Genomic DNA, 13,312 nt, shown 5'->3' on the forward strand with positions numbered 1-13,312 from the left:
AGCCACAGGATGACTACCTTAGAGTGTTTCTCGATTGACACAATGACAGAATGAATAATAACAAAATAGGTATTTATATATAATGTTTGTAGATAAAACTTTAATGATTACAGGAGGCACCGGTTCGTTTGGTAATGCAGTGCTTTCTCGTTTTTTTAAATCCGGTATTATTAACGATATTAAGGAAATTCGTATTTTCAGTAGAGATGAAAAAAAGCAAGAGGATATGCGTATTGCTTTAAATAATCCGAAACTTAAATTCTATATCGGGGACGTACGCAATTATAAAAGTATTGATGAGGCAATGCATGGTGTAGATTATGTATTCCATGCCGCTGCTTTAAAGCAGGTTCCGACTTGTGAATTTTATCCTATGGAAGCAATAAATACTAACGTCTTAGGTGCTGAAAATGTTTTAAGTGCTGCTATTAATAACAAAGTTACAAAAGTTATTGTACTGAGTACCGATAAGGCTGTATATCCAATTAATGCAATGGGATTATCTAAAGCATTAATGGAAAAGTTAGCAATAGCAAAAGCACGTATGCGTTCTCCAGGTGAGACTGTGCTGTGCGTTACTAGATACGGTAACGTTATGGCTTCTAGAGGTTCGGTCATTCCTCTTTTTATCAATCAAATAAAACAAGGTAAGGAATTAACCATTACAGAACCGTCAATGACACGTTTTTTAATGTCGCTTGTAGATTCGGTGGATTTAGTTTTATATGCGTTTGAGCATGGTCATCAGGGTGATATTTTCGTACAAAAATCTCCGGCAAGCACAATTGCAGTACTCGCAAAAGCGTTACAAGATATATTCGATAGTAAAAATGAAATACGTTTTATCGGTACACGTCACGGCGAAAAACATTACGAATCATTAGTATCATCAGAAGAAATGGCAAAAGCTGATGATTTAAGGGATTATTACCGTATTCCTATGGACGGGCGCGATCTTAATTATGCAAAATATTTTGTTGAAGGTGAAAAGAAAGTAGCACTTTTAGAGGATTACACTTCCCATAATACAAAACGTTTAAATTTAGAAGAAGTAAAAGAGTTATTACTGACTCTTGATTACGTACAAGAGGAGCTAAAAAATGCTTAAGGTAATGACGATTGTTGGTACTCGTCCTGAACTTATTAAACTATGCTGCGTGATTTCTGAGTTTGATAAATATACTCATCACATCCTAGTTCACACCGGTCAAAATTATGCATATGAATTACATCAGGTTTTTTTTGATGATATGGGAATTAGAAAACCCGATTATTTCTTAGAAGTAGCAGCAGATAATACGGCAAAATCTATCGGGCTTATTATCGAAAAAGTTGATGCAGTACTTGAGAAAGAAAAGCCCGACGCCGTTCTATTTTATGGTGATACTAATTCATGTTTATCGGCAATTGCCGCTAAACGCCGTAAAATTCCGATTTTTCATATGGAAGCGGGAAATCGTTGTTTTGATCAGCGTGTACCTGAAGAAATAAACCGTAAAATCATTGATCATATTAGTGACGTTAACATTACGTTAACCGAGCATGCAAGACGTTATTTAATTTTTGAAGGTTTACCGCCTGAGCTTATTTTTAAATCAGGTTCGCATATGCCTGAGGTCCTTGATCGCTTTATGTCTAAAATATTAAAGTCTGATATTTTAGATAAATTGTCACTTACCACAAAGCAATATTTCTTAATTAGCTCACATCGTGAGGAAAATGTTGATGTCAAAAATAACCTGAAAGAATTATTAAGTAGTTTACAAACGCTTATTAAAGAGTATAATTTTCCTGTAATCTTCTCAACACACCCAAGGACTAAAAAAAGGCTTGAGGATTTAGAGGAGTTTAAAGAACTTGGCGATAAAATAAGATTTTTGCCAGCCTTCGGGTTTACGGACTACGTCAAACTTCAGATGAATGCATTTTGTATTTTATCCGATAGCGGTACTATCACTGAAGAGGCATCTATCCTTAATTTACCTGCTTTAAATATTCGAGAAGCACATGAACGTCCTGAAGGTATGGATGCCGGAACGCTTATTATGTCGGGTTTTAAGGCTAAACGGGTACTACAATCGGTGAAAGCTATTACGGAAGAACACGAGAATAATAAACGCTTGCAAGAGATCGTGCCGGATTATGCAGAAGCAGGACTTGTATCAAAGAAAATATTACGTATAGTTTTAAGTTATGTGGATTATGTTAACCATACAGTATGGTTTAAAAAGTAATCCTATTCATTATTATCATATCAAAAACATGAAATTTTTTAAATTAATAAAACTTAACACTTTATTTTTAAGTGTTTTTTTACTAATAACTCTTATATCTTCTTTTTGCTATTCCAAAGAAAATTCTTATAAAAAAATAGTTTTCCTTGTTAGTACAGAGACATTCGGCGGCAAAGGTGTATACGCAATGTATAATGAGATGAAAAAAATAGGTCATGATGTCAAAATTGTAATAGTACCTCATCCTCATCCCAATATTCAAGGAGGAATAGATACCGGGTTTATTAGTAAATTTGATGCACAAGATGTGATATATCCATGCGGTAAGTATGCTTCTTATTCAAATGTTAATACAAAATGTGAAATTTCTGAACTAAAAAATTATCAGCCGGATTTTATCTTTACGCAAAATCCTTACGAAAATTTTCAAGGCTATATATCAGAACCTTTTACGGCTGCTAATTTGTATAAGAGCTTTAGAGGAACTAAAACAAAAATTATGTATATAGTCTATGGTCCGCATATCTTTCATCAAAAAAATATTGATGATGATAAGTTATCAAGTTGCATAGAGACGGTATTTGTTGATTCAGAAAGTACAAAGGATATCTTTATTAGTAATTATAAATTTCCTAAGGATAGAGTTATTGTTTCAGGTTATCAACCATACTATGAAGTAAGAAATTATAATATTAAAGAAAAACCAAGCTCGGAAACCATTTTATGGCTTCCTAGATGGGAATTATCATTTAAAAATAGAGATTTATATGAAGGAGGTTCTACTTTCTTAAATTATCACTATTTTTTCTATAATTATGCATTACAACATCCTAATATGCATTTGATTATAAGACCGCATGTTACACTATTTACCTATGCAGTCGGTAAAAATTATTTAAGCCAAAGTGATATGGATAATATATTAAGTAGATTTAACTCTTTAAAGAATGTTACTGTTTCTGCACATGCATTCAGGTCGTTACTGGATGATATAATGGTGTCAGATATTGTAATAAGTGACGGTACTTCATCTCTTGCTGAAGTAGTAGTTGCCGATAAGCCTATAATTTACTTAAGTAATGGTTGGAATAATGAATTTAATAGCAATGCTCTATCTAAAGAATTAAAAAAATATATGTATTTTGCTTATGAGCCGCAAGATATTATTAACTATATAGAATTTATTAAGCAAAATCATTATTTACCTTATTATGAAAATAGTAGTGGCAGAAATCAATTTAAAAAGATGCTTGATCCTGTAGAAAACCCTGCTGCATTTATCGCCGAATATTTATTAAAATTATAATAGTTTAAATAATTTATGTTAGAAGAAATTTATAATGATGGAGAAAGATTAATTCTTGGGGCAACTTATGATGTTTTAAAGGTAATGCGTCATAAAAGTAGCTATAAGATTTTTAAAAAAATTATAGAAGCCGATATACTTAATAGCCCATTAATGCTAAATCAAAAAATAAAAATTTTAGATATAGGTTGTGGAACGGGACACGGAACTTTCATGCTTAGCCGATATATTAGGAGTAGAAATTACAGCAATAGATATCAGTAAAGAATCTATAATTTATGCTGAACAAAATTGTGGAACATCTAATATATAATATATTAAAGCTGATTTAGTTAGTTTTATTAAAAAGGTAGAAGAATGTGATTATATTGTATCACGACATGCACTTGAGCATATTGAAGATGGGTTAAATCTAGCACTTAATCTTAAATATAAAAAACGATTAATAGTAAATGTACCTTTTAATGAACCGGAAGGGAATATACATCATTTAGTTAATTGAATTACTGAAAAAGACTTTGAATCATATCCGAACAAAGAATTTTTCTATGAAGGAGTAGATGGTGTAACTAACGACACGCATTCTGAAAAAATCCTCCTAATTCTATAATCTGTATATATAGTAACTCAGATTTAAAGCCTATAAAACAATTATTTCACTATCCAATCTCAGCTTGGACTCTGGAATTTTTAGAAAAGCTAGGTTTGCAATCCCAAGATATATTAAAACAATTGCTGCAAACTAGAGATGCATTTAAACATAGCGAAGAGAAACACTAAATTAAATAATACTGTAACAGAGCTAAATAATGCTTTAGAAGAAATAAAAATTTAAAAATAAACTAATTATTAGTGAAGAAGAAAAATCTATTTTTCTAAAGCTCTATAGAAAATTTAAACAATAAAACTAACATTTTATAAATTATTTTTAAAAGTTATGACAACTAGAAAAGATAAACCTCTAAATATTTATCATACTTTAGTTTCCATTATTATACCTGTCTATAATGGGGCTAATTATATGAAAGAAGCTATAAATAGTGCTTTAGCACAAACTTACAAAAATATTGAAATTATTGTTGTTAATGATGGTTCAAAAGATAATGGAGAGACAGAACGTGTAGCATTATCATATGGTGATAAAATACGCTATTTTCATAAAGAAAACGGAGGTTGCGGTTCGGCCTTAAATTACGGTATAAAAAACATGCAAGGGGAATATTTTTCGTGGCTTAGCCATGATGATATATATTATCCTAATAAAATCGAGCATCAAGTTGACATATTAAATAAATTAGATAATAAAGATACTATCATTTACGGTGGTTATGAATTAATCGATGAAAAAGGCAACTCTCTACGTTATATTAAACCGGATAGTGTGCTACCTATAAATAAACTTAATATTTCTTTATTACCTTTATTACGAGGATTAATACATGGTTGTTCGTTATTGATGCCTGCTAAATATTTTCATGAAGTCGGTATATTTAATGAGGCTTTACCGACAACGCAAGATTATGATTTATGGTTTAAAATTTTCCGTGTTGCCCCTATTCATTTTGACGAATCTATCCTAATTAAATCTCGTTTTCATTCAGAGCAAGGTAGTAAAAAAATATCAAATCATAACGAAGAATGTAATGTATTATGGTCATCGTTTCTTCACGAGTTAACAGAAGAAGAAATGATCAAAATGGAAGGTTCTCCTTATTTATTTTTAACTCGTACAGCTACTTTTTTATCCAATAATACTCCGTATAAAAAAGCCTGTGATTTAGCAAATACTATGGCTAAACAAGTACTAAATGATACTAAAGTTAGTGTTATTATACCGGTATATAATAGAATAAATTGGGCAATTGAAGCTATAGAAAGTGTACTTATTCAAACACACAAAAATTTTGAGATACTTATAATAGATGATGGGTCGACTGATGATATATCAGAATTAACTGCAATATGCAAAAAAGATAAAAGAATAAAATATTTTCATAAAAAAAATGAAGGACCTGCTGCTGCACGTAACTTAGGTATTAAAAATGCTATAGGAAAATATATTGCTTTCCTTGATTCGGACGATTTATTTTATAAGGATAAAATAGAAATCCAATTAAAGTTTATGGAAGAAAATAATTTTATATTTTCTCATACTTCATATCAAAAAATAAATGAAAAAGGAAAATATATCGAATCTGTTCATTCCGGGCTTTTTAGTGGCAATGTTTTTCCTCAAGTCATACAAACTTGTCCAATAGCAATGCCGACAGTTATGGGAACTTTGACATTATTTCAAGCAAATTTATTTCCTGAAAATATAAGAAGCGGTGAAGATTGTTGTTCATGGATATCTATTGCTAGTAAAAACTCAATAGGCGGTATAGACAAAGAATTGTCTAAAGTACGAATTAGCGGTGGTACTAATACGTTTATGGACCCAAATAAATATTCAGTAGGTTTAATAAATATTACTTCTTATGTTCTTAATGATTCTTATTTAAGTAAATTTAGTCCGTTTACTATTAATTTGTTATTAGCAGCTGTTACACAATTAAGATTACTAGAAAATAAAAATAAAGACTATAAAAAAAGTAATATTTCTTTTTTCAAAAATAATTATGTAATTCAAAAAATACGAACCTATTGCTTTGTGACAAAAATTTTGATTTTATTAACTATTACTTCTATAAGGCAAGAAGGAATACGTGCAACAATCTCTAGAATACAGAGATGGCTTAAAAAGCATATATAAATAACTATTCCTCAAGTATCTTAACTTTTGAGCCATCACCAATTTTAGTCATACCTTCGGTAACGACTAAGTCACCTGCTTTAATATCGTCAGAGATAATTTCAATTAGACCTTCTGTACGTGTACCGATTTTTACATATAATTGTTTTATCGTATAACCTTCTATTTTATAAATAAAAGTACCTTGATTATTTCGTTGAATACAACTTTCAGGAACGGTTAGGTTTTTATGAGGGTTAATTATAAGCGTAACATCTACAAAGCTATTATGCAGGATTTTTGTACCCATAGGTAAAATAATTTTAGCTGTTAAAGTACCATTATCTGATAAGTAATGCGATACTGCCCCGATTGTACTTTTAATTTTTCCTGCAATTAAAACTTCAGTATCGACGCCAACTTTTCCGCTTAAAGACTCCGGCAATTCAATAAAAATACCTTGTGAATTTTCTGTTCCGGTAATGCTAAAAAGATAGTCACCTATTTTTACTTCATCGCCGACCATAGACTTAATTACGCCTATTTTACCAGAGTAGGGTGCAGTAATTATCATATCATTATATGTTTTTAGAGCTTTGGAATAATTAAATTTTGCATCTTCAAGTTCGCTTTTTGACCTGTTATATTCCTCTTTGCTTACAAATTTTTTAGCGAATAAAGCTTCTTTTCTATTATAATCTTCTTGTTTTGTATTTAATAACGCTGCTGCTCTAGATTTAGTGGTTTCTGCTATGTTTTTATCTATAACTAGCAATATATCCCCTTTTTTTACTATTTCTCCTTGATGTGCTGAGACTTGTTCAACTACTCCGGTGGCATTGGCATAATAATCACGACTATTATCATTCTGGCATTGCCCTACAATATTAAATATGTCGTAAAGCTCAGCAATTTGTACTTTAGTTGCTTTTACTGCTGTAATTTTTTCTTCTTCCTTTTTACTTGCCATAGTAGAAAACGAGATAAGTAAGGTAAAAAGAACAATAAGTTTTGCAGACATCATATATTATACTCTAAGGTGCATAGGTGTCATCTAGTAGTTTGTCCATGTAGGAAAAGCAACTAAAAGTGTATGTTGTTGTGACATTTTTAGCTGGATAATGTGGACAAGCTACTAGATGACAAAGTATGCTTTTTCAGGTCCTCATCCGTTAACCATTTATATTCTTTTTCTAGAATTTCAAATCTAATTTTTTCTAATTGTGCATCAAGAACAGGTTCAGGAACGATAGCAGAACCGGTAAACTCAAATCCTTGATAGTTAATTTTTAGTTTCTTACAAATTTCTTGTAATGATAATAAATTTTCTTCTATATCATCGATAAATATTATTGATTGTGGATAATAACTTGTTTTTCGTAATACATACTCAAGCATGCTTCCTTTATCATATTCCGCAGTGTAAATTATTCCGTCTTTTAATGTAGGTTTACCGTAACCGGCATTAAAATCTTCTATTATTATCTCATCTTCTAAAGGTGAAAATTCTTGAAAATTTACCTTTAATTCAGTGAGTTCACGAATTCTCCATTCGATCATATCTTCAATTACGCCGAATTTACCGGTAGGAAGTTTAGTAAGACCCATTGCCGGTACATTTTTTTCTGTAAGTAGAGCAAATATCGTTAAGATATCTGGGTTAACAAATCTAGCTTTCCTATCTTTAAGAACAATACTAAGTAACAATTCACATTCTTTTCTAGTAAGTCTTTTTTCAATGTTCTTCATTAATTCTTTTCTATAATCATGTGTTAACCTAGATTCATCACTATCCATTACAATTACTTCATCTACATCAAAAAGCACCAAGCTAGTATTATCGGCTTGTTTTACCGCTTCTATAACTTCTTTAAAATCATGAACTTTATTTATGTTGCTATACATAGTTATTGTTTATTTAATCTTACTTAAGAGTCTAATTACTTCTTCTAAGGAATTTGTCATTACCTTTAAATCTTCTTCTCTAGATAAATTATGGTGACCGTCTTTAATTAGCTTCATTACTATTTGTTTGCTCGTTATTTTTTCTAATAATTTTACTGAAACATTATAAGGCACGTCTTCATCTAACATCCCATGAATGAGATGTACCGGTATATTTATATCAATCTGTTTTTTTGTCAATAATAAATGTTTTTTTGCATCTTCTATCAGTTTATAGCTTATAGGATATTTATGCTCACAATTTTTACCGCTTACTTCTAGTATTCCCTCTTTTTGCATCTTATTTTGATCATTTAGAGATATATTTTGCCAAATATTTTCAGTACAATCTGGAGCAGGGGCTACACACACAAGTCCCTTTATTTTATCAGGAAATCTTAAAGCCGCAAGAAGTGCTAGCCATCCTCCTATGCTCGAACCTACTAATATCGCCTCCGTATTAATTAATTTATCTAAAATTAGTGATACTCCTTCTAACCAATCACTAATTGTTTGATCCTTAAATTGTCCTGATGCGTTTCCATGGCCGAAATTATCAAAAACAATAAAATTATAATTGTTTTTTTTACAATAATCTATTAAATAGATAGCCTTAGTTGATTGCATACTAGACATCAAGCCGTGTAAAAAAATTACAGATGGAATATTTGTATTAATTATTCTATAATTATCATAGACAATAAATTTGTCTTGTGTTTTATTATAAAGTTTGTGCATTTTAAATAATTATTTTAATAGATTGAGATTTAATGCCTTCATTAAAGTCAAGTAAACGATACAATAAATATACTATTTTGCAAGTAGTGCCTGCTCTAGTTTCGGGAGGGGTTGAAAGAGGTACTATAGAAGTTGCAAAATATCTTAAAATTCTCGGTCATACTCCTATCATAATTTCAGTAGGCGGTACTCTAGTTAAAGAGTTAGATAAGGAAGATATATTGCATATTGAAATGAATAGTAACAGTAAAAATCCTTTTGTAATTCTGAATAATGCAAAATTGATAGCAGAAATAATCAAAAAATATAATGTTGATATAGTTCATACAAGATCAAGAGCACCGGCATGGAGTTCATATCTAGCAACAAAATGGACAAATGCTAAATTTTTGACTACCTTTCATGGGGTTTATAATATCCCGAATAGTTTTAAAAAATATTATAATAGCATAATGCTAAAAGGCAAGAAAGTTGTTGCCGTGTCTAATTTTGTAAAACAACACTTGCTCGAAAACTATAAAATTGATGAAGATAAAATAGTAGTAATTGAGCGTGGAGTGAATTGTGATTATTTCGATCCCGCAAATTTAACGCCGGAAAAACTTGAAAAATGTTGTGAGAAATATGATGTACCGAGTAACGTGCCGATAATATTAATGCCTTCTAGAATGACAAGTTGGAAAGGACATCTTGTTCTAGTAGAAGCATTAAGTAAATTAAAACATAGAGACTTTTATTGTTTAATGGTCGGTGATATATCTAGACATCCCAATTTTACTAATAGAGTAAAAGAGCTTATAGCTAATTTAAAACTTCAAAATAAAATTCAAATTTTTGGTAATGATTCGGATATAATAAACCTATATGGGATTTCCGATATTATCATTTCTGCCTCAATCGAGCCTGAAGCTTTCGGGCGTACTATTATAGAAGGGCAGGCGATGAAGAAGCTTGTTATTGCAACTAATATCGGTGGGGCAGTAGAGACAATAAATAATAATATAACCGGTTTCCATGTAGAACCAAATAATGCCGAAGCGTTAGCACAGAAAATCGATTATTGTTTCTCGATTTTAGGTACTGATCTTGCTAAGAAAATCCAAGAAGCGGCAAGGCATACGGTAATTAATAATTTCTCTCTTAATCTGATGCTAAGAAAAAACCTTGAAATCTATAAAGAAATCTTAAAAAACTCCCATAATTGAACATCTAGATTTAGTATATACTCATGATAAATGAAAAGTAGTCAAGTATATAGGGTTCCTAATAATTTTATTTCAGCATACAAATCTTCAAGATTTATACTGATCATAAAAATTATTATAGTCATGAGATTTACCATCATGATGCACTACAAGCATTAAAGTTTCCGGTAAAAATTCTTTTAAAGCTTGTTATGCATTTTCTATAGATATTTTATCAAGATTAGCAAATACCTCGTCTAAAATTAATATTTTAGGGTTTGAAATTATAGCTTTAATGATTCCAATTTTTTTCTTTTGACTGCTGCCACTTGGTGCATTTATTACATCATAATTTTTATCACTTAAGTGCTTAATTAATGTACCTAGATCTAATTTTATAAGTAGTGTGTTAATTTTTTCTTCTAATAATTGCTTATTACTTTTAATGATTGATTGATCAAGGTCGGAGGTTATTATTTCAAATAAAGTAGATTAAACCGGTATGTAACTATTCTGATTAATGAATATTATTTTTGGATTTTGATAATGGGTAGGTATGGAAATTTCACCAACGCTATGGCATGGATCAGCAATACAATTGACTAAACTCTTTAAAAAAGTAGTGTTGCCTTGAGGAAGCTGAAAGAAGATCATGTGCTCCTAGTTTGAATACTAATTTTTCAAAACTCAAAATAGTTCTTTCTTCTATAATTAGGTTATAATCAGAAATTACAAGTTCATCGTTTGTATCATTAGTAGACCATGTTATTCCTTTTTTATTCTCAGAAGAAATTGCCTCTATTAATTTTGTAATTCTCGCTTGTTATCTAACTGCTCCACTAAAGATTATTTTTAATGAGGCACTTGTTAAGAATGATTTTAAGGTTTCAAGTCAAGGATTAAGTAGTAGAGCTTGCTCAGGCGTAATCTCTCCATTTTTTACTTTATAAATATAGTAAAGTGATTTTATGAATTTATTGGAGATATCTAGTATAGTAGTTATAGTATTTTTTGTGCTATCTAAAAACAACATTTTTTTTGATATTTCTTTTTTAGCTTTAAGTTGCTTGGCATATTGATTTTGTATAAATTGAGCAGAATCAGTTAACAAGATATTTGAAGTATTAGAGGATATATTTCTTACTATAGAAGCTGTATTTTCGTTAATTTCCTCTGGCTTCTTGCCTGTAAGAAATATTCAGTTGATATAATATATTTAAAAATCTTTCCTTAATATTTTCAAACGCATTAAATATAATAGCTCCTGGAACTAAATTCATTATATCTTGCAATGCAATAAGCTGTATAATTTTTTGAGTGGTTAAATTCCCTAATTGTAAAATTCCAATAGTGAAAGTATTATTAAGATCATTAAATAAATTATTAGTAATAGCTTCTATATCCTTTAATCCTAAGATTTTACTTTTATATTCTTCGTTTAGTAACAGTTCTAAAGTTTTTTGTTCGATTAAATCTTGAGTATTTTGTGTTAAAGAAACTTTATATGATTGGAATAGTGTGCTTATTATATTTTTTCCACACCATAAAATACTGATTTTTGCTCCTTGAGAAACAAGAGGTCCTATATCAGCATTAGGGTCCTGTATGAGTAAGGTTAATGCAATTAATGTATTGCCATCATTTCCGGTATAGTTAATAAAACTACTATTTATGTATGCTTCAATTAAATCTAAAACCCTTGGGTTACATCTTTAATTTCATTTTTTGAATCATTTTTAAAATTGTTAGAAAGTATATTAGGATCAATTACCCTAATATTAGGAGTTAAGTTTATCTGAATTTCTTTTAAATTTTCCTGATAATTTAAGAAATCAGTCCCATAATATGCTAAGCCTACTATTGCAGCTGTAGAAGTTAAATAAATTGGTACTGAATAATTAGGAAAAGTTGTGATGAGATTTGTAGTAATAGGGTAGATTAAATTTCCTTTAAATGTGGCAGAAGTAAGATAATGTTTCTGAAAATACCCTTCGGTTATTAAGATTTCATCAGCAAGAGTTGCCGAAACAAAAAGACTGCTTCCTGTTGTCCCATTTACAATAAAACCAATTATACCGCTAATTATTAAATGCGTTCCATATGCTAACTTTTTGGAAAAGGTAGAAGCAGCTATTATTTTTATTAAAAATAGATATCGTTATTGTGAGTGGGCGTTGTTGTGTGTATCGAAAAAGGCACTCGGTGTTATACCGTGGTTTGACCACGGTATCCAAAAACAACTGAAAAACTGATCCACGCAGCAATTACCTTTTGAGCAATTGAAAGTAGCGTGGCACTCCATAAAAATAATAAAAAAATACTAAAAATTAGCATTTTTATACTTCCTTGCTTCGTCAAAAATTACAGTTTTTTCTTAGCTCAGACGTTAAATTTTTAACTAATCTATCTTTAATAAAAGCTACCGAATTAGGTGATAAGTTGTATTATAGTATAAAGAAAAAATGTAGGTGTAGGGAAGAAAGTAAAAAGGCAGCTAAATAAAACCTGCCTTTTTATAATTATTAACGAGAATATAACTCGATTACTAAATGCACTTCTGCTTCAAAAGGATATGGGACATCAGAAAGAGCAGGAACTCTTAAATATTTACCGGTTAATGAAGGTACATCAAATGATAAATATCCCGGTGTTGTTTGACCTTGTTTTGAAACGGATTCTTGGATAAGCGGTATTTGTTTTACGGATTCTTTAACTTCTATAACATCGCCTGCCTTGAGTCGTATGCTTGCGATATCGGCTTTCTTACCGTTTAGTTTAATATGTCCGTGTGAAACTAACTGTCTTGCAGCAAAAATAGTTGGAGCTATATTCATTCTATAAACTACCGTATCAAGTCTACTTTCAAGTAACCCAATGAAATTTTCACCGGTATTACCTTTCATTTTTTGAGCAAGTGCAAAAATATTTCTAAATTGTTTTTCAGTGACACGACCGTAGTGGCATTTCAATCTTTGTTTAGCTTTTAAATGTAAACCATAATCTGAAGTTTTAATCATGGTATTCTGCCCATGTTGCCCGGGACGATAATTTCGTGTATTGAAAGCATCCTTGCTATCACCCCATAGACTTACTCCAAGTCTTCTACTAGCTTTATATTTAGAACGAACAATTTTTGTCACTGATAATATCCTTAACTTATTATTTATTATTTGAA

9 protein-coding genes and 1 pseudogene are annotated in these 13,312 nt (G+C 30.4%); 6 read left to right on the forward strand and 4 right to left on the reverse strand.

Annotated elements, in window-relative coordinates:
• Nucleotides 1-82 precede the first annotated feature (82 nt).
• From capD to RAF_RS02375, 5 genes and pseudogenes are all read left to right on the forward strand, one after another.
• Complete coding sequence (capD, locus tag RAF_RS02355) at nucleotides 83-1,108, forward strand: UDP-glucose 4-epimerase (protein WP_012719592.1); 1,026 nt, start codon at nucleotides 83-85, stop codon at nucleotides 1,106-1,108.
• Entirely contained in the window at nucleotides 1,101-2,234 is a 1,134-nt protein-coding gene (gene wecB, locus RAF_RS02360; protein ID WP_012719593.1) for a non-hydrolyzing UDP-N-acetylglucosamine 2-epimerase, read from the forward strand. Before capD ends, wecB begins: the two co-directional genes overlap by 8 nt.
• A complete protein-coding gene (locus RAF_RS02365) occupies nucleotides 2,194-3,540 on the forward strand; it encodes a hypothetical protein (protein ID WP_012719594.1) in 1,347 nt (448 codons plus the stop codon). Before wecB ends, RAF_RS02365 begins: the two co-directional genes overlap by 41 nt.
• A 15-nt stretch (nucleotides 3,541-3,555) precedes the next feature.
• Nucleotides 3,556-4,042: pseudogene (locus RAF_RS08560) on the forward strand (class I SAM-dependent methyltransferase).
• 435 nt (nucleotides 4,043-4,477) lie between these two features.
• Nucleotides 4,478-6,292 carry a glycosyltransferase family 2 protein gene (locus RAF_RS02375; protein ID WP_012719596.1) on the forward strand — a complete coding sequence of 605 codons (1,815 nt, stop codon included), beginning with the start codon at nucleotides 4,478-4,480 and terminating at the stop codon, nucleotides 6,290-6,292.
• 4 nt (nucleotides 6,293-6,296) lie between these two features.
• Here the strand turns inward: RAF_RS02375 and RAF_RS02380 are convergent, their stop codons facing one another.
• From RAF_RS02380 to RAF_RS02390, 3 genes are all read right to left on the reverse strand, one after another.
• The gene (locus RAF_RS02380; RefSeq protein WP_012719597.1) at nucleotides 6,297-7,295 is read right to left on the reverse strand and encodes an efflux RND transporter periplasmic adaptor subunit; all 999 of its coding nucleotides are present in this window, start codon (nucleotides 7,293-7,295) and stop codon (nucleotides 6,297-6,299) included.
• Nucleotides 7,296-7,381: 86 nt separating this feature from the next.
• Nucleotides 7,382-8,176, reverse strand: coding sequence for a DUF2608 domain-containing protein (locus RAF_RS02385; RefSeq protein ID WP_012719598.1), 795 nt, complete (start codon nucleotides 8,174-8,176; stop codon nucleotides 7,382-7,384).
• A gap of 9 nt (nucleotides 8,177-8,185) precedes the next feature.
• Complete coding sequence (locus RAF_RS02390) at nucleotides 8,186-8,953, reverse strand: alpha/beta hydrolase (RefSeq protein ID WP_012719599.1); 768 nt, start codon at nucleotides 8,951-8,953, stop codon at nucleotides 8,186-8,188.
• Between the two features lie 32 nt (nucleotides 8,954-8,985).
• Here RAF_RS02390 and RAF_RS02395 point away from each other — a divergent pair, with 32 nt between their 5' ends.
• Nucleotides 8,986-10,158 carry a glycosyltransferase family 4 protein gene (locus tag RAF_RS02395; RefSeq protein WP_012719600.1) on the forward strand — a complete coding sequence of 391 codons (1,173 nt, stop codon included), beginning with the start codon at nucleotides 8,986-8,988 and terminating at the stop codon, nucleotides 10,156-10,158.
• Nucleotides 10,159-12,659: 2,501 nt separating this feature from the next.
• On the opposite strand, the gene rpsD is transcribed toward RAF_RS02395, so the two are convergent.
• A complete protein-coding gene (gene rpsD / locus RAF_RS02405) occupies nucleotides 12,660-13,277 on the reverse strand; it encodes a 30S ribosomal protein S4 (protein WP_010977111.1) in 618 nt (205 codons plus the stop codon).
• Between the last annotated feature and the right edge of the window lie 35 nt (nucleotides 13,278-13,312).

The organism is Rickettsia africae ESF-5 (assembly GCF_000023005.1).
Taxonomy (GTDB): domain Bacteria; phylum Pseudomonadota; class Alphaproteobacteria; order Rickettsiales; family Rickettsiaceae; genus Rickettsia; species Rickettsia rickettsii.